This window comes from Bacillus sp. PPSBB_2, from assembly GCF_045291115.1.
Lineage (GTDB): Bacteria > Bacillota > Bacilli > Bacillales > Bacillaceae_G > Bacillus_A > Bacillus_A cereus.
Window position 1 is genome coordinate 2219220 of sequence record NZ_CP147983.1, and the last position, 18809, is coordinate 2238028.

Here is an 18809-nt window from a genome sequence, read left to right on the forward strand (position 1 = left end):
AATAAAATTTAGAATATTCTGTTTAATGGAGGGGTAAAATTGGAGTTAGTTATTATATTATTAGCACTAAGTTTACTTATGTTCGTAGCATACAGAGGTTTTTCTGTTATTTTATTCGCGCCGATATTTGCATTATTTGCAGTATTTTTGACAGAACCTAGTTATGTATTACCTTTCTTTTCTAATATCTTTATGGAGAAAATGGTTGGATTTATAAAATTATATTTTCCTGTGTTTTTATTAGGAGCAATATTTGGGAAAGTAGTGGAAATGTCAGGAATTGCAGATTCTATCGCAAAAACGATTATTGAGTTAGTTGGTGAAAAACGTACTATATTAGCGATTGTATTAATGGGGGCTATTTTAACGTATAGTGGTGTTAGTGTGTATGTAGTAGTGTTTGCTGTTTATCCGTTCGCAGCTAAGTTGTTTCGACAAGCTAATATTCCAAAGCGTTTAATCCCTGGAACGATTGTTCTTGGAGCAGTAACGTTTACAATGGATGCGTTACCTGGATCACCACAAATTCAAAATGTAATACCTACAACATTTTTTAAAACGGATATTTATGCTGCACCGATACTTGGGATTGTAGGAGCAATTTTTGTTCTTACATTAGGTTTACTATATTTAGAGAGTAGACGTAAGAAGGCAAAAGCGGCAGGTGAAGGATACTTTGGTTTTAATGATGGAAATACTGAAATGGCAGCATCTTTGCAAGTAGAAAAAAAAAATATGCCATTAATTAATAACATTGAAATCACAAGAGCACAACAACTTATTGCATTTATACCACTTATTTTAGTAGGTGTAATGAATAAAGTGTTTACTATTATGATACCGAAGTGGTATCCAAGCGGTTTTGATTTTTCTGCAATTGGTATGAAAGCATTTGGAAAAGTAGAATTAAGTGCAGTAGTAGGAATTTGGTCTGTAGAATTGGCACTTATTATAGGGATCTTAACAACGTTATTATTATATTGGAAGCGAGTAGTAACAGGTTTCCAAGCTGGATTGAATACAAGTATTGGTGGAGCGCTACTTGCAACGATGAATACAGGAGCTGAGTTTGGATTCGGTGGTGTCATTGCAGCACTTCCAGGTTTCGCAATTATGAGAGATGGCATCTCTGCTACTTTCACAAATCCGTTAGTGAATGGTGCAGTAACGACGAATATTTTAGCTGGAATTACAGGCTCGGCATCAGGAGGAATGGGAATAGTATTAAGTGCAATGGGAGATAAATTTATTGCAGCGGCCAATCAATTTGATATTCCATTAGAAGTTATGCACCGTATCGTATCAATGGCATCAGGAGGAATGGATACACTACCACATAACGGGGCTATTATTACTATTCTTACAGTAACAGGATTAACACATAAACAGTCATATAAAGATATATTTGCTATTACAATTTTGAAAACGGTTGCTGTATTTTTAGTTATCGCATTCTATACTTTAACAGGACTCTATTAAAAAATTTGAATCGTAAAGATTCATCAAATCGATAATTTATGTTATAAAATATTAATTAGGATAAGAAGGGGTGGGGGACTTGCAAGAGGTTTCTGAGTTTCGTATGCCAAAGTCGGTATTATATGGAAGGAATTCGCTTGAAAAACTGGGAGAACAATCAAAAAAGTTAGGGAAAAGAGCTTTTATAGTTACTGATACAATTATGGAGAAATTAGGATATGTTGAAAAGTGTATGCAACAATTAAATAAGAAAGGTATTACTGTTAGTACATATAATAAAGTGGATGCTGAGCCTACAAATATACACGTATTAGAAGCGTTATCTCTTTGTAAAGAGGAAAAGTGCGATTTTATTATCGGTATTGGTGGTGGAAGTTGTATTGATGCTGCGAAAGCGGTAGCGGTTTTATATACAAATGGTGGAGAAGTTGAGGATTATGTCCAAAAGGATATTAAAATAGAAAACAATCCACTACCACTTATTGCAATTCCAACAACTTCTGGTACTGGATCGGAAGTTACAAGTGTAGCAGTAATTACGAATAAAAAAACAGATGTAAAAATGATGATGAAGCATCCTAGTTTTATACCGAAAGTAGCAATTATAGATCCAGTTTTGACAAGTTCGTTACCCCCACAAATTACGGCAGCAACAGGAATAGATGCGTTATGTCATGCGATTGAAGCGTATATTTCTAAAGTTTCACAACCACTTACAGATGTACTTGCTCTTTCAGCTATTGAAAGTATTATGAAATATTTACGTATAGCATATGAAGATGGACGTAATATGGAGGCAAGAGAAGCGATGATGATTGCTTCCTTACAAGCTGGAATTGCATTTTCTAATGCATCAGTTACATTAGTTCATGGAATGTCAAGGCCAGTGGGAGCATTATTTCATGTACCGCATGGAATATCAAATGCCATACTATTACCTACAGTGTTAGAGTTTACAAAAACAAGTGCAATGAAAAGGTCAGCAAAAATTGGACGTAGTTTAAATAAGGATTTGTATTCGAATTCTGATGAGGAAGTAGCAGACTACACACTTGGTGAAATAAAAAAACTTTGCTTTGATCTTCGTATTCCAAATTTAAAAGAATACGGAATCGATGAAATTGAATTTGAAAATGCTATTTCTAAAATGGCATCAGATGCAATTGAAAGTGGTAGCCCAGCTAATAACCCACGTGTTCCATCATATGATGAAATCAAAGAGTTGTATCGAGAGTGTTTTAATTATAAGTATAAAGAATTTATAAAAACATCAGATTGTTAATTTCAGAATATTCTATAAAAATTTCCTTGGAAATGAAAGTAGAATTATTCTTTATTATTCCGTTAAAACAAGACTTTATATTCCAAACTTAAAGTCTTGTTTTATTATGTATAATATACATAATAAAACATTGTTATTAGTTTTATAAAAATAGTTTAGGTAGGTGTTTGTTTATATGAAAACGATAGGTCTTATAGGTGGTATGAGTTGGGAATCAACTTCTGAATATTATCGAATTATTAATGAAGAAATAAAAGAGAGATTAGGAGGGCTACATTCAGCAAAATGTTTGATTAATAGTGTGGATTTTGAAGAGATTGAACGATGTCAGTCTAGCGGAGATTGGGATGGTGCTGGAGAAATTCTAGGGAATGCGGCATATTCATTACAAAAGGGGGGAGCAGACTTTATAATCATTTGTACAAATACAATGCATAAGGTAGTTGGAAAAATAAAGGCGAAAATTGATATTCCAGTCTTACATATTGCTGATGCAACTGCAAAAGAAATTAAAAGAAAAGACATTCAAAAGGTTGGTCTGCTTGGAACTAAATATACAATGGAGCAAGATTTCTATAAGTCACGTATTGAAGAGCATGATATAAAAATAATAGTACCATCAGGAACAAATAGAGAAAAAGTAAACGAAGTAATATATACAGAATTATGTTTAGGAAAAATAGTAGTTCAATCTAGAGAGTATTATAAAAGGGTTATAGAAGAATTAGTACAAGAAGGAGCACAAGGAATTATATTAGGTTGTACAGAAATAGGTTTATTAATAAAGCAAGAAAACGTATCAGTCCCGATATTTGATACGACCCATATACATGCAATTGAAGCAGTCAAGGTAGCTTTAGATAAATAGATTATAATTATATTATGTAAACTTAATTCGTATATCTGGAAAACATTCAGAAAATATTTTATAATGTAAGTGGTTACATTTAAGGGGGAATGCGTATGTTTTCAGTTCAACCAATCGCATTTGTACATAATGAAAGAAAGGAAATAAAAGATGATGAGTGGGGAGAAGTAAGATCCCGTATAACTTTAACTGAAATGTATGCAGAAGAAAGTATACAAGGGATTGAAGATTTTTCTCATATTGAAGTTGTTTTTTATTTTCATAAAGTAACTGACGAGCAAATTCAGTATTTTGCTAGACATCCTAGAAATAATAAGGATTATCCTGAAGTAGGTATTTTTGCACAGCGCGGGAAAAATCGCCCAAATCGCATAGGTGTAACAATTGTAAAGGTGATCAAAAGAGAAGGTAAATCAATTATTGTTGAGGGATTAGATGCTATTGATGGCACTCCTATATTGGATATAAAACCAATAATGAAAGAGTTTATGCCGAAAGAAGAAATACACCAGCCTAAATGGGCAACGGATATAATGAGACAGTATTGGAAGGGGAATGGAGTAAAATGAGAATATATGAGGCAACAATTGCAGATTTAGATGGACTAGCATCAGTTTTTAATAACTATCGCATGTTTTATAGGCAGGATTCTGATTTAGAAGGTGCAAAAGTATTTTTACGAAATCGAATTGAGAAAAAAGAGTCCGTTATTTTCGTAGCAGTTGAAGGCGGCGAATATATTGGATTCACGCAACTATATCCATCATTTTCTTCCATTTCAATGAAAGAATTATGGATTTTAAATGATTTATTTGTACAAGCGGCGAAGCGTGGAGCCGGAACAGGTAAAAAATTATTAGAAGCTGCTAAAGAATACGCATTAGAAAATGGAGCAAAAGGTGTAAAATTGCAAACAGAGATTGATAATTTATCAGCACAACGATTATACGCTGAAAATGGCTATTTGAGAGATAATCGTTATTTCCATTACGAATTAACGTTTTAAAAAATTAAGTTGAAAGAGGCATTTTCAAGAAAAAGAATTTCTTTGTAATGAGAAATTCTTTTTTATTTTTGCCTAAATTAAAAAACATGACAAAAATAAAACGATATTTATTTATTGTTAAACAATAAATGTTGTGATAAAATTATGTTGCCATTAAATAAGTGAGGTATTGTAAATGAATCTTAAACGAAGTTCAACAACGTTCTTAAAAGTAATTATTTTTCTTGCTGGAATTTCAGTACTTGCTTTATGCATATTTTTAGTGCCGGAAATGGCGAATTTCGCAGCAAATTTGTATCCTAATATTGCTCCGATGAAATATCTTGTTTTCATTGTGATGTATGGAGCAGCTGTGCCTTTTTACGTTGCTCTTTATCAGGCTTTCAATCTTTTACAGTACATTGATGAGAACACAGCGTTCTCGGAATTATCAGTAAAGGCGTTAAAGAATATAAAGCGCTGTGCAATTACAATCAGTGGTTTGTATGTATTAAGTTTGCCACTTTTTCATTTTATAGCGAAAAAAATGGACCCTCCTATTGGGCTAGTGGGACTCATTATCGTTTTTGCTTCGCTCGTTATCGCCGTTTTTGCTGCTATCCTCCAACGACTTCTACAAGAAGCAATTCACATAAAATCAGAAAATGATTTGACGGTCTGAGGTGGCGGATATGACAATCATTATTAATATTGACGTCATGTTAGCAAAACGAAAAATGAGTGTAACGGAGCTTTCGGAGAAGGTTGGAATTACGATGGCGAATCTTTCTATTTTGAAAAATGGGAAAGCAAAAGCGGTTCGTTTTTCAACATTAGAAGCGATATGTAAAGCTTTGGAGTGTCAGCCAGGGGATATTTTGGAGTATAAAAACGATGAGAATACTCAATAAAAACAGATAACAAATGTAAATAATAGAAGTCAATAAAGAAGGGATAGCCACTAAGCTATTCCTTCTTTACGTTAATTGCTGTTACTAATAAAAAATATAATTTGAATTGCAATGTTTGCGTATCAAAAGGGAACTTGCTACCTTTTGAGGTGATCTGTTTTGTGGAATACAATTATTTGCCAAAAAGGCTATTTTAACTATGTTTTAAATTATTTCGGGTGAATCAAAATTTTCATTTGTATTATAGTTGATTTAAAACCCAGTTTGTTGCATCTTCAAAGTTATCTGCAATGTAGTTTGGTTCAATATGTGCCCATTTGTCTCGGTACGTATGCAAAGCATCATACCCAGCGCCTGTTCGGACTAGAATCGTAGTCGCATTTACTTTTGCTCCTGCAACAATATCAGTCCAACGATCACCAACTACAGCACATTGTGTTAAATTAAGTCCATGTTTTTTTGCTGCTTTAAGCAGCATGCCTGTACTTGGTTTACGGCATTCACAACCATCACCATGTTTATGAGGACATACATAAATATCATCAAAACCGAAGCCTTCTAATTCTTGTACAAAATCGGCTACAGTTGCTATTCCATCTGCGATACCGGGTTGATTTGTGAAAGAGAAAATTTTTATATTTTTAGCTTTTAGTTTTTGCAAGGATGTTTTTGTGAATGGAAATAATGTAAAGGATCCTGGATAATGTATTGTAGTGTCACCACCAATTGTACCGTCACGATCAATGAAAATTGCTTTAATGTTTGTCATAGTTATAGTCCCTTCACTTTATAAAGTAGTTTAAAAATATTTTACAAATCGGTAGCCATTTACTTCATAACCTAATTTTTTGTAAAAAGGATGAGCTTCTACTCTTTTTGTTCCACTAACTAGCCATGTGCCAATGCAATTATGTTTCTTTGCTAATTGCTCGGCATAATCCATCAAAACTTGTCCAATGCCTTTCCGTCGTATGTTAGAATCAACGCTAATAATTGAAATCTCTCCATAACGTGTTACATCTTCTAAATTTTCACGTATACGAAATCCAAGTAATCCAAATATAGATTCTTCTTCCTCGTAAACATATAAAAAATCAAACGGACTCATTTGTACGAATTGTAAGCGGTTGTTCATATCTTCATAGGAAATAGAGGAACCTTTTAATTCTTTCGTTAAAGAACAAAGTGCGTCTATATCATCTATCGTTGCTTCACGAATTTGAAAAGACATATTATCAACTCCAATAAAATGTAATCAAACATTTAATATTCTGTTAAAAAATGTTTTTTCCTGCTATGAAAATAAATATTTTATAATAATATATAGATAATTATATGTTATTATTTCCCTTGATTGTATTAGAAATGGAAAGAGGGGAAATACATGTTAGAAGTAAATATCCGCTCAGCTGGATATGAAATAGGCGAAAAAACAATTCATGATATAGCTTTTTCTATCGAAAAAGGTGAACTAGTTACTCTTATTGGAGCGAATGGTGCTGGGAAAAGTACGACGATTAAAACGATACTCGGATTACTTGTAAATATGGACGGTGAAATATCATTCGGTGAAAAGAAAAATCCATATGCATACGTACCAGAACATCCAACATACTATGATTACTTGACGCTCTGGGAACATATTGAATTATTAATGGCAGCTCGTGGAAGTGAAATGGGAAGTTGGGAAGAACGAGCGGAACAATTATTACATACTTTTCGAATGAATAAGCATAAACATGAGTATTTATCAAAGTTTTCAAAAGGCATGAAACAAAAATCTATGCTAATATTGGAGTTTTTAACTGAGCCAGATTTTTATATCATTGACGAACCTTATATCGGTTTAGATCCAGTAGCTACGAAAGAGTTTTTAAATTATTTATATAAAGAAAAAGAGCGCGGGGCAGGAATTTTACTTTGTACGCACGTATTAGATACTGCTGAAAAAATTTGTGAAAGATTTTTACTCATTTCACAAGGTACATTAGTCGCAGATGGACATTTAGAATCTATTCAAATATTAGCGGAAATGCCGGGTAGTTCATTATTAGACTGCTTTGATGTAATTGTAAGGCGTGAACAACATGATTAAACAACAATTTTATAAGAGATTACGCCATGAACTCCAGCGGAAATGGAAGTCTATATGTTCGGTAACAGATTGGACAGTCGCATTATATATTATTATTCCAGCACTTATATTTATGGGAATCTATTATCGATCGCTATGGATAAATGAATTATCAACGGAAGAGACGATGTATTTCGGATTAGGATTACTCGCATTTTATTTAGTAACATATCCAAGAGGAGTTCGTTCATTTTTTGAGCAAGCGGATAGTTTATTTTTAATTTCGTATGCAACACATATGCGAAAATTAGTCCAGTATGGCATGATGTACACAGTTGTTCGAATAGCGATAACGAATATAATAGTAGTCGTTATTATGTTACCGGTGTTGATGAAAAGTATCGAAGTAACAGAGATACAAGTCCTATTATTTTGGGTATTCTTTACTATATTTCGATTTATGTTGTCGTTGTTAACGAGATTTGTTCATGTACATGTGGGGAAACGATGGATTTTATGGATTGTAAAAAATGTAGTATTTTCTATGAGCGTGTCCTTTTTTGGAATTAGTTTATTTTTTATTTATAAAAATCCGTTGTATTCAATTTTATTTATCGGTCTAGTAATTTTCTTAAGTAGTGTATTAGTAAAAGAGAAAATGAATTATAAAAAGTTCTTTTTTAAAGAAATCGAGAAAGAAAAGGAGGAAAGCATGCGCTGGACGAGCGGAATTATGCAAGTTGGTGGTCATGCGGCTAAATCGAGTAGTTCGAATAAAAAACCGTGGATGTTTCCGCGCTCTAAAAGACTTTTAGGGAAAAAAGCTGATTCTCGTACTGTCGAATCTTTTTTGAAAGAATTTTTCCGTACAAGTACTGCACGAATATTTTATATTCAAATTGTATGTATCAGTACTGCAAGTATAATTATGACTCCAAGGTGGATTGCAGCTATTGTTCTCGTATTTGCTGTAGTTGCAATTTCTCGCTATGCACGTGATTATTGGAATGAATTTACGAATAAGATGTTTCTTCGTTTATATTGTGATGAAGGGAAATTACTATTGTTAAGATGGAAGGCAGATCGTTATTTATTACTACCAGCAATACTTTTATATGGAATAGTTATACTTTCACAGTTTTATTTATTGCCAGCTGTGGTAGGCAGCGTTGTTTTTATTTTATTAATTGTATGGATTGTATTTGTACCATTAAAAAAGAGCCATTGACGGCTCTTTTTCTAGTCTGTAACACATTGATAAATAAAATATACTAAAACGAGTATACTTGCGGCGGAATACATGACATCTAAAGTCATCTGATCGCCTCCTTATTGTTGTTGTATTTTTATTGTATGAAATCTTACAATTTCATATTCAAGTGAAAAATATGTGAACGTTAACAAAAATGTAAAGTGCAAAAATTACAATCATTTTGTATAATAGAAGAAACCACCGTTATATAAAAAATAATGAGTGAAAGGGGAGGGAACATAAATGCCAAATTGGTTTAGAAAAACCTTAGTCGCATTAATTACCGTGTTTACATTTGGTTTAGTGACGCCTCCTTCCATATTACTTGATAATGCCAAAGCTGCGGACAAGCCTACGAGCACAGCTGGGCAACAAAGTTTGGAGAGCACGTCCTATACATATGAAGAAACGAATGACAGGTTAACCACCGATACTTTTATTACTTATGCAATGCAAGAAGCAGAGAAGCAGTCGATGCAAAAGTTTGGTACTAAAATTGGTCCAGTAATTGAAGATGAGTTTAAAGATGTAATATTACCGAAAATTGAAGAGGCAATTGCTGAGCTTGCTAGTGATGTACCAGAAGATTCACTACAATCATTAGCGATTTCTCAAAAACCAGCTGGTGGAAATAATGAGAAGATTTTTCACGTCTACGATACGAAATCTGGAAATGATTTATTGCGTTTCCATGTAAGAAGAGATCATCCACCGCAAGATGGTTATTATTTTAATTTCCATTACCACCGTTTTGATGATGGATACTCTGGACATCATGAGTTAGGAAATATTTATTGGAATACGAATGTACCACCGAAATGGTTGTCTTAAAAAGAACAAGAGAAAATCTTGTTCTTTTTTATTTTTATAGAAGGGACAGACAACTATGTTGTTGAATAACATAGGTTTAGAAAAAAGAAGCAAAGGGAGTATGGGAATGCAAAAATATATTGTTTTTGACTTTGATGGCACATTAGTAGATTCACAAAATATATTTGTACCGATTTATAATCAACTTGCTGAAAAACATGGGTATAAAGCAGTAAAGGAAGACGAAATTGAACATTTACGTAAATTAACGATGCCAGAGAGATGTAAACAACTTAATGTACCACTGTATAAACTACCGATATTAGCGTTGGAATTTTATAAATTATATCAGCCTACTATAAAAAATCTCGTTTTGTTCCATGGGATGAAAGAAGTATTAGATGAACTACATAAAAAAGGCTACGGAATTGCAGTCATATCATCGAACTCAGAAGAGCATATTCGGGCGTTTTTACACAAGAATGGTATCGAAAATATTCAAGAAGTGTATTGTTCTAAAAATTTGTTTGGTAAAGATAAAATGATAAAAAGATTTTTGAAATCAAAAAAAATAACAGAGAAAGATATGTTATATGTCGGTGATGAACAGCGAGACGTAGCAGCGTGTAAAAAGGCTGGAGTGAACGTAATTTGGGTATCTTGGGGATATGATGTTATTGAAACAGTGAAAAAAGATGCACCAGATTACATGGTTCATAAGCCGATGGAAATTGTGCAAGTAGTACAAGGAGCGTATTCTTAATATGAATACACTGCGAGCAGGCATTCATCATATTGAATTTTGGGTAGCAAATTTAGAGGAATCCATTTCTTTTTATAATAAGTTGTTTTCCATAATTGGGTGGAGAAAGTTAAATGAAGTAGCATATAGCACAGGAGAAAGTGAAATATACTTTAAAGAAGTAGATGAGGAAATTGTAAGGACGTTAGGGCCTAGACATATTTGTTATCAAGCTATTCATAGAGAAGTAGTTGATGAAGTAGCAGATTTTCTTTCTAGTACGAAAGTCAAGGTAATACGTGGTCCAATTGAAATGGATCATTATTCGGAAGGTTATTATACGATTGATTTTTACGATCCGAATGGATTTATTGTAGAAGTTGCCTATACACCAAATGCAGAAATGTAAGGGGAATAGATATGAAGATAATTACAGCATGGCAAAATAATATACAAATAGTAAAAGATGCAGTGGATATTAAAGAAATTTCTAAAGGTTTTTCGCCTGATAAGAAATATATAATTACGAGTACGAATAATGAAAAATATTTATTGCGGACAGGCGATATAAAAGAGTATGAAAGAAAGAAAATAGAGTTTCAAATTTTAAATGAAATGCAAAATCGTAGTGTGCAAGCACAAAAACCAATTGAAATGGGTTTGTTGGCAGAAGAAGGTTTATGCTATGGCATTTTTTCATATTTAGAAGGGGAGGATGCGAAGAAGCTATTGCCTACGTATTCACCAAAAGAACAATATGATATTGGTATAGAGGCAGGAAAAGATTTAGCAAAAATGCATACATATGAAGCTCCTAATAATATACTTCCATGGTATGAAAGAGCAATGAAAAAACATAGTAAATATTTAGAGGCATATAAAACATGTGGAATAAACATAAAAAATGATGATAAAATCATAAAGTTTATTGAAGAAAATGAAATATCTTTAAAGAACCGCCCAAATCGATTTCAACACGATGATTTTCATTTAGAAAATATAATTGTACGGGATGGAAAATATGTAGGTGTTGTTGATTTTAATGGCTACGACTGGGGCGACCCACTTCATGATTTTGTGAAAATTGCACTGTTTGCAAGGGACATTAGTATTCCGTATTCAATCGGACAAATAGAAGGATACTTTAATAGGAAAATACCAGAGGAGTTCTGGAAATTATACACAGTGTACGTTGGCATGACAGTTTTCTCCTCAGTTGTCTGGACATTACGAGCAACACCGCATATGTTAGAGGATATGTTAGAGCGTCTTACTATAGTTTTAGAGGATCATAATAACTTTGAGTTATCGAAGCCAATTTGGTTTCAACCAGATAAGATTGATATGAAATAGAAAAGGTAGGTGTGATTCGCACCTACCTTTATTTTTTACCATCAAAATACTTATTTAATTTTCTTAAATGTAAGCGGCTGAGTACTTAATGTAGCTGGTACATGTAACTGAAGGGATGGGAATTCACCACTTACATTCATTTCATAAGCGAATAATAAGCTCATTTTCATTTGGAATAAGTCAACTTTTGCAGAGAAGATGTCGTAATGATGATGCCCTAATTGAATATCCATTTCCATAAATTGTGCATATAACGAATCATCTCGTTTGTATACTTGTAATGTTCCGTATGCAGGATGTTCAAAAGTACCAGTATAATCCTCTAACTTGTGCGAAGGTGTAGTCCCTTTAATTTGTTCAGGGAGGGATTCAGTTGCTTCTTTCATCATTTCCTTCATTTTTTTAGTATCTTCTACAGCACGTTTATGCCAATCAATGGATTCTAATTCAAGTAGTTCGTCATAAATTTGATTAGCGAGATAAGTAGGAAGTAATGTTCCTCCAGCATTCGTTAAAATGACAAGGCCTATGTTTTCTGTTGGTATGAATGAAACAAGCGCTGAAAATCCATCGATATTACCGCCATGATGAATCACTTTTTTACCACGATAAGCGCTAATAAACCAACCAAGACCGTAACTATTTAATGGAGATTCAGGGAGTGATAAAACCGGTTGGTCTGGAATTGAATTGTGTGGTGTATACATTTGTTGTAATAATTCAGAGGAGATTAATTCATGATCTCCAAATTTTCCTTCATTTAAGTGGAGAAGTACCCAATGTGCCATATCTTCAATTGTGGAATTAATACACCCAGCAGCGCCAACTGTATCGATGTTACGGAATGGAACTGCTTTTATTTCACCGTCATTTTCAATGTAAGGTAAAGCATAATCATCTGTAGTTTGTGAATCGTTAACAGAGAAGTTTGTATGTCTCATATTTAAAGGTTCTAAAATATGTTCTGTAGTGTACTGCTCCCACGTTTGATTTGTAATGTTTTCAACAATGTAGCTAATTGTTGCATACATTAAGTTGTTATATAGAAATGCAGTCCGGAACGGTGCATCAAGTGGTAAATGTTTTATTTTTTCAACGAGATCTTTTCGAGATAAGGAAGAACTGTACCAAAGAGCCTCATGACGACTCACTCCAGTTCGATGAGAAGCTAAATCCCGTCCTGTAACTTGTGAGCTAGCAAGTAGTTCAGATAAAGTAAAGTTAGGTATATAAGACTGGATAGGGGTATCCCAATTAAACTTTTTTTGCTGTGCTAACAAGCTTAATGAAAGTGTGCCAAATGCTTTCGTTGAGGAACCGATTGCGAATCGAGTATTCGGTGTAACAGCCTCTTTTGTTTCTATATTACGATAGCCAAAACCTTCTGAAATAATAACTTCACCGTCTTTTATAACAGCGACAGCAGCACCAGGAACATTTAAATCCTTCATCAGTTTTTCAACCGTTGTTTGTAAAGAAGTCATAACAGGCGTTTCAATTTTAGACATACTTCTAACCTCCAAATATAAATTTTGTTCTACCGCACTATACTTTCGGTAATAGAAAATGAAAACCTTTTTATATTCGGAAAGTTAATAATTTTGTAAGAATTAGCGCAAGAAATTTTATTAATTAGGATTATTAAATTTATCATTTTTCATGTTATGATAAATTGCATATACGATTGAAAGAAGGTTTTCCTACATATGAAACATGCTGAAAATGAATACTTAAATTTATGCCGCCATGTAATGGAACATGGTACGAAGAAAGAAGACCGTACAGGGACAGGCACTGTATCTGTATTTGGATATCAAATGCGTTTTGATCTAAGTAAAGGTTTTCCTTTATTAACAACAAAGAGAGTACCGTTTCGCCTTGTAGCAAGTGAACTGCTTTGGTTTATGAAAGGTGATACAAATATTCGCTATTTATTGCAGCATAATAATAACATTTGGAATGAATGGGCTTTTAAGAGCTGGGTAGAAAGTGATGAGTATACTGGTCCTGACATGACTGATTTTGGTCTTCGCTCACAACAAGATGAAGAATTTAAAGTACAGTACGACGAGCAAATGGAATTGTTTAAAAAGAACGTTTTAGAAGATGATGAGTTCTCAAATAAATATGGTTATTTAGGAGACGTTTATGGTAAACAGTGGCGTGCTTGGAAAACGACAGCTGGTGAGACACTTGATCAATTAAAAGATGTAATTGAAATGATTAAAAAAACACCAGACTCACGTCGTTTAATCGTTTCTGCTTGGAATCCAGAAGATGTACCAAGTATGGCCTTACCGCCTTGTCATACGCTATTCCAGTTTTATGTAGCAGATGGAAAGCTTTCTTGTCAGTTATATCAAAGAAGTGGTGACATATTCCTTGGAATTCCATTTAACATTGCAAGTTACTCACTACTAACACATTTAATTGCACATGAATGCGGACTTGAAGTGGGAGAATTTGTTCATACAATTGGTGATGCACACATTTATACAAATCATTTTGAACAAGTAGAAAAGCAATTGGCACGTGAACCACGTCCATTCCCGAAACTTACATTAAATCCAGATGTGAAATCTGTTTTCGATTTTGAAATGGAAGATTTAACGATTGAAGGATACGATCCGCATCCAGCAATTAAAGCACCGGTTGCAGTATAATTGTAGAGGAGATGAAAAAATGATTGTTTCATTTATGGTCGCTATGGACGAAAATAGAGTAATTGGTAAAGATAATAATTTACCTTGGCGTTTACCGAGTGAATTACAATACGTGAAGAAAACAACGATGGGTCACCCGCTTATTATGGGAAGAAAGAACTATGAAGCGATTGGTAGACCACTGCCTGGAAGACGTAATATTATTGTAACTCGTAATGAAGGGTATCATGTTGAAGGCTGTGAAGTTGTTCATTCTGTAGAAGAAGTGTTTGAACTATGTAAAAATGAAGAAGAGATTTTTATTTTTGGTGGAGCGCAAATTTACGATCTCTTTTTACCTTATGTAGACAAGTTATATATAACAAAAATCCATCATGCATTTGAAGGAGATACATTCTTCCCAGAAATAGATATGACAAATTGGAAAGAGATTTTTGTAGAAAAAGGTTTAACGGATGAAAAAAATCCATATACGTATTATTACCATGTATATGAGAAACAACAATAATAAAAAAGATTGATGTGAGAATTCGCATCAATCTTTTTATTTATATTCACCAATATAAGTTTATAGATGAGATTCGATAGTGCTATAATGATAGGTAGCATGTAAAAATGCTAAAATTTTCAAAAGTACTAATATAGAAAGAGGAGGAGAATCGATTGAGAAAGATATGGGGGATTCTTTTTCTTTGCTTAACATTCATGTTAGTTGGATGTGGTAAAGAAGAAAAACCACAAGAAGCGTTTGATACATATGTAAAAGCGTGGAATAAACAAAAATTTGCAGATATGTATGATCAACTATCAAAAAATGCAAAAAAAGATATTTCAAAGAAAGAGTTTACTGAGAAATATGAAAAAATTTATTCTGGTATCGAAGTGAAAGACTTAAAGGTAGAAACAGGGGAAGTAAAAGAAGATAAAAAAGATGAAGGCCCTGTTCCTTTTAAAGTAAGCATGGATACAGTTGGTGGTAAAATTACATTTGGTCATGAAGCAAAAATGGTGAAAGAAAAAGATGGAGATAAAGAATCTTGGAAAATAGATTGGACTCCTGATTTTATTTTCCCAGGCATGACGAAAGATAGTAAAGTGCGTATGCAGACAACACAGCCAAAACGTGGTGAAATATACGATCGTAATGGAAAAGGTCTTGCAACGAATGGGAAAGCTTCTGAAATCGGATTGATTCCTGAAAAGTTAGGCGATACTGCTCCGCAAACGAAAGAAACAGTAGCGAAGTTATTAAATATGTCTGTAGAAGAAATTGATCAAAAATTAGCTGCTAAATGGGTAAAACCAGGGTATCTCGTACCAATTGGAATTTTGCCTGAAGGGGCAACACAAAATACGTACATTGATTTACCAGGTGTTTCAACAAAACCTGTAAATGTTCGTACATATCCGTTAGGGGAAGCGGCAGCTCATCTGACTGGTTATATTGGAAAGGTAAATGCTGAAGATTTAAAAACGCTACAAAAGAAAGGCTATCAAGCTGATGACCCAGTTGGGAAAGCTGGTTTAGAGCAAGTATTAGAGGAAAAGTTACGCGGTAAAAAAGGTGGCCGTGTCTTTGTAGAAGATGCGCAAGGAAAAGAAATTAAAAACTTGGCAAAAACAGATGCTGTTGATGGAGAAAATGTAACTTTAACTATTGATAGTGCTGTTCAAGAAAAAACGTATAATGAAATGAAGGGTGAAGCTGGTTCAAGTGCAGCAATTAATCCGAAAAGTGGAGAAACAATTGCACTAGTAAGTAGTCCAGCATATGATCCTAATATAATTGCACGAGGGACATCGAAGGCACAACGCGAAGCTTGGAATAATGATCCGAAAAAACCAATGACAAATCGCTTTACACAATTGTCGGTACCAGGTTCTGTATTTAAACCTATTACAGCTGCAATTGGTCTTGAAACGAAAACGATTGATCCAAAAGAAGAGTTGAAAATTGAAGGATTAAAATGGACAAAAGATTCTTCTTGGGGTAATTACTATGTAACGCGTGTGAAAGATGCAAATCCGATTGATCTTGATAAGGCGATGAAATACTCGGATAATATTTACTTCGCACAAGAAGCTTTGAAAATCGGAAAAGACAAGTTTATGAGTGAAGCAAAAAAATTCGGATTCGATGAGAAACTACCAATTGAATATGGATTCCCTGCTTCTAAAATTGCAAATGACGGCATTAAAAATGATATTCAAATGGCAGATACGGGATATGGACAAGGACAAGTATTAATGACTCCTCTTCATTTAGCTTTAACGTATGCGCCAATTGTAAATGATGGAACGATTCCGTCACCGTATATTATTAAAACAGATAAACAACCAAAAGCTTGGAAAGAAAATGTAATTTCTAAAGGAAATCAGGATATATTAAAAACTGCAATGACGAAAGTAATTAATGATCCAGATGGTACAGGGAAAATTGCTAAAATTGATGGCATGACTCTTGCTGGAAAAACAGGTACAGCGGAATTAAAAGTATCAAAAGAGGCCGAAGGAAAAGAACTAGGTTGGTTCGCTGCATTTGATTTAAATTCCCCAGATATGGTCATTACAATGATGATTGAAGATGTAAAAGGTAGAGGCGGAAGTAATATTCCAGCTGAAAAAGTAAAACATGTATTTCAAAAATAATATGTAATAGTAGGCTATCTCTATAAGTTGTAGAGGTAGCCTATTTATATGAAAGAGTTTGTAATATCCGTATACTAAATTTTAAGGAAACAAAGTAAATCATTAACTTACGAAAAAAAAGTAGCTATTTTTTATTGACATTGATTAAAACTTTTTGTATTATACTTACATAAGGTAAGTCATTAACTTTTGAAAAATAAATCTTGAATTAAAGATAAAGAGAAAAAAGGGAGAGAATACAATGACAAAAGTACTATTTATCACAGCAAATCCAAATTCAGCAGAAGGTTCTTTCGGAATGGCAGTAGGGGAAGCTTTCATCGAAGCTTATAAAAACGAACATCCACAAGACGAAGTTGTAACAATTGATTTATTCAACACTACAGTACCAGCAATTGATGCAGATGTATTTGCTGCTTGGGGTAAATTTGCAGCAGGTGAAGGCTTTGAAGCTTTAACTGAAGTTCAACAACAAAAAGTAGCAGCAATGAACACAAACTTAGAAACATTTATGAATGCAGATCGTTATGTATTCGTAACTCCAATGTGGAACTTTAGCTATCCACCAGTAGTAAAAGCATACTTAGATAACGTAGCAATCGCAGGTAAAACATTCAAATATACTGAAAATGGTCCAGTCGGCTTATTAGAAGGTAAAAAAGCGCTTCACATTCAAGCAACAGGTGGCGTATATTCTGAAGGAGCATACGCAGCTGTAGACTTCGGTCGCAATCACTTAAAGACTGTATTAGGATTTGTCGGTGTAAATGATACTGAATATATTGCAGTTGAAGGTATGAATGCAAACCCTGAAAAAGCACAAGAAATTAAAGAAGCAGCAATTGCTAATGCTCGTGAATTAGCAAAACGTTTCTAATATAGAATGCTTAAAAAGTCCGAACACTTGCTGTTTGGACTTTTTTTCTTCTTTTTCCTTCGTTTGTCTAGTATAATGAAGGTCGGAATGATAATAGGTGGGGGTTCTGTATGATTCAAACGTTTTTTAAAATCTTTTATTTAATTTTAATCGTAATTGCGATTACACCGAGAATGTGGCGTCTTAAAAGACAAGTAAATACGATGGCGCCAAAAGAAAAAGACAATGCTGTGTATAAAACGACAAATTGGTTTGGTAAGAAAATGGTACGTGTAGCTGGAGGGGCAGTAGAAGTGAAAGGACTTGAAAATGTTCCGAAAGACAAGCCAGTACTAGTTGTAAGTAATCACCAAAGTAATATGGATATCCCTGTTTTACTAGGTTACTTAAATAAACCAATTGGATTCGTTTCAAAAGCAGAGATTAAAAAGTTCCCAGTTGTACCAACTTGGATGGAACTGATGAATTGTGTATTTATGGATCGTAGCGATCGTCGTCAATCTCTTCAAGCGATTAAAGATGGAATTGAACTATTAAAGAATGGACATTCTATCGTAATTTTCCCTGAAGGAACGAGAAGTAAGGGTGGCGAAGTTGGAGAGTTTAAGGCTGGTAGTTTTCATCTGGCAGTAAAGTCAGGTGCAGCAATTTTACCTGTAACATTAGATGGTACATATAAGATGTTTGAAGCGAATGGAAATCGTATGAAGCCAGCTCATGCAACAGTAACAATTTCTAAGCCGATTACACCTGAAGATTATGCGAATATGGATATTAAAGAATTAACGAAGCATACACAGGAAGTTATTGCCTCACAATTACATAAGTAATAAAAAAGGATTCAGCTTATCGTAAGCTGAATCC

21 protein-coding genes are annotated in these 18809 nt (G+C 33.8%); 18 read left to right on the forward strand and 3 right to left on the reverse strand.

Going from position 1 to position 18809, the window contains the following annotated elements; all coding sequences use genetic code 11:
- Positions 1-39: 39 nt before the first annotated feature.
- From V6946_RS11140 to V6946_RS11170, 7 genes are all read left to right on the forward strand, one after another.
- The gene (locus V6946_RS11140) at positions 40-1479 is read left to right on the forward strand and encodes a GntP family permease (protein WP_088363739.1); all 1440 of its coding nucleotides are present in this window, start codon (positions 40-42) and stop codon (positions 1477-1479) included.
- Positions 1480-1558: 79 nt separating this feature from the next.
- Entirely contained in the window at positions 1559-2761 is a 1203-nt protein-coding gene (locus V6946_RS11145; RefSeq protein ID WP_366981826.1) for an iron-containing alcohol dehydrogenase, read from the forward strand.
- A gap of 175 nt (positions 2762-2936) precedes the next feature.
- Positions 2937-3629 carry an aspartate/glutamate racemase family protein gene (locus V6946_RS11150; protein WP_000848568.1) on the forward strand — a complete coding sequence of 231 codons (693 nt, stop codon included), beginning with the start codon at positions 2937-2939 and terminating at the stop codon, positions 3627-3629.
- A 95-nt stretch (positions 3630-3724) separates the two neighbouring features.
- Positions 3725-4198 (forward strand): SAM-dependent methyltransferase, encoded by a 474-nt coding sequence (locus V6946_RS11155; RefSeq protein ID WP_000493250.1) that lies wholly within the window; start codon positions 3725-3727, stop codon positions 4196-4198.
- Positions 4195-4635, forward strand: a complete 441-nt coding sequence (locus tag V6946_RS11160) for a GNAT family N-acetyltransferase (protein WP_006925117.1) — start codon at positions 4195-4197, stop codon at positions 4633-4635. The genes V6946_RS11155 and V6946_RS11160 overlap by 4 nt, the downstream gene beginning before the upstream one ends.
- Positions 4636-4810: 175 nt before the next feature.
- Positions 4811-5296, forward strand: coding sequence for a DUF2975 domain-containing protein (locus V6946_RS11165; protein ID WP_006925119.1), 486 nt, complete (start codon positions 4811-4813; stop codon positions 5294-5296).
- Between the two features lie 10 nt (positions 5297-5306).
- Positions 5307-5525 carry a helix-turn-helix transcriptional regulator gene (locus V6946_RS11170; protein ID WP_000152534.1) on the forward strand — a complete coding sequence of 73 codons (219 nt, stop codon included), beginning with the start codon at positions 5307-5309 and terminating at the stop codon, positions 5523-5525.
- 241 nt (positions 5526-5766) lie between these two features.
- Here the strand turns inward: V6946_RS11170 and V6946_RS11175 are convergent, their stop codons facing one another.
- Together V6946_RS11175 and V6946_RS11180 are read right to left on the reverse strand one after the other, a co-directional pair.
- Positions 5767-6294, reverse strand: coding sequence for an HAD-IIIA family hydrolase (locus tag V6946_RS11175; RefSeq protein WP_000181785.1), 528 nt, complete (start codon positions 6292-6294; stop codon positions 5767-5769).
- A gap of 30 nt (positions 6295-6324) precedes the next feature.
- A complete protein-coding gene (locus V6946_RS11180) occupies positions 6325-6756 on the reverse strand; it encodes a GNAT family N-acetyltransferase (protein ID WP_006925122.1) in 432 nt (143 codons plus the stop codon).
- A 153-nt stretch (positions 6757-6909) separates the two neighbouring features.
- On the opposite strand from V6946_RS11180, the gene V6946_RS11185 reads away from it, so the two are divergent.
- From V6946_RS11185 to V6946_RS11210, 6 genes are all read left to right on the forward strand, one after another.
- Entirely contained in the window at positions 6910-7620 is a 711-nt protein-coding gene (locus tag V6946_RS11185; RefSeq protein WP_006925123.1) for an ABC transporter ATP-binding protein, read from the forward strand.
- The gene (locus V6946_RS11190; protein WP_366981827.1) at positions 7613-8827 is read left to right on the forward strand and encodes an ABC transporter permease; all 1215 of its coding nucleotides are present in this window, start codon (positions 7613-7615) and stop codon (positions 8825-8827) included. Before V6946_RS11185 ends, V6946_RS11190 begins: the two co-directional genes overlap by 8 nt.
- A gap of 267 nt (positions 8828-9094) precedes the next feature.
- Entirely contained in the window at positions 9095-9682 is a 588-nt protein-coding gene (locus V6946_RS11195) for a YpjP family protein (RefSeq protein WP_001134421.1), read from the forward strand.
- A 106-nt stretch (positions 9683-9788) separates the two neighbouring features.
- Positions 9789-10424, forward strand: a complete 636-nt coding sequence (locus V6946_RS11200; protein ID WP_033692691.1) for an HAD family hydrolase — start codon at positions 9789-9791, stop codon at positions 10422-10424.
- A 1-nt stretch (position 10425) separates the two neighbouring features.
- Entirely contained in the window at positions 10426-10812 is a 387-nt protein-coding gene (locus V6946_RS11205; protein WP_001094666.1) for a VOC family protein, read from the forward strand.
- 11 nt (positions 10813-10823) lie between these two features.
- Positions 10824-11756, forward strand: a complete 933-nt coding sequence (locus tag V6946_RS11210; protein ID WP_366981828.1) for an aminoglycoside phosphotransferase family protein — start codon at positions 10824-10826, stop codon at positions 11754-11756.
- 50 nt (positions 11757-11806) lie between these two features.
- On the opposite strand, the gene V6946_RS11215 is transcribed toward V6946_RS11210, so the two are convergent.
- Entirely contained in the window at positions 11807-13264 is a 1458-nt protein-coding gene (locus tag V6946_RS11215) for a serine hydrolase (protein WP_006925126.1), read from the reverse strand.
- 198 nt (positions 13265-13462) lie between these two features.
- On the opposite strand from V6946_RS11215, the gene V6946_RS11220 reads away from it, so the two are divergent.
- From V6946_RS11220 to V6946_RS11240, 5 genes are all read left to right on the forward strand, one after another.
- Complete coding sequence (locus V6946_RS11220) at positions 13463-14419, forward strand: thymidylate synthase (protein ID WP_000679609.1); 957 nt, start codon at positions 13463-13465, stop codon at positions 14417-14419.
- Between the two features lie 19 nt (positions 14420-14438).
- Positions 14439-14927, forward strand: a complete 489-nt coding sequence (locus V6946_RS11225) for a dihydrofolate reductase (protein ID WP_000637205.1) — start codon at positions 14439-14441, stop codon at positions 14925-14927.
- Between the two features lie 155 nt (positions 14928-15082).
- Positions 15083-17068, forward strand: coding sequence for a penicillin-binding protein 3 (pbpC, locus tag V6946_RS11230; protein WP_001227243.1), 1986 nt, complete (start codon positions 15083-15085; stop codon positions 17066-17068).
- A 241-nt stretch (positions 17069-17309) separates the two neighbouring features.
- Entirely contained in the window at positions 17310-17945 is a 636-nt protein-coding gene (locus tag V6946_RS11235) for an FMN-dependent NADH-azoreductase (RefSeq protein WP_000170025.1), read from the forward strand.
- Between the two features lie 110 nt (positions 17946-18055).
- Positions 18056-18775 (forward strand): 1-acyl-sn-glycerol-3-phosphate acyltransferase, encoded by a 720-nt coding sequence (locus V6946_RS11240; RefSeq protein WP_006925127.1) that lies wholly within the window; start codon positions 18056-18058, stop codon positions 18773-18775.
- Positions 18776-18809 lie beyond the last annotated feature (34 nt).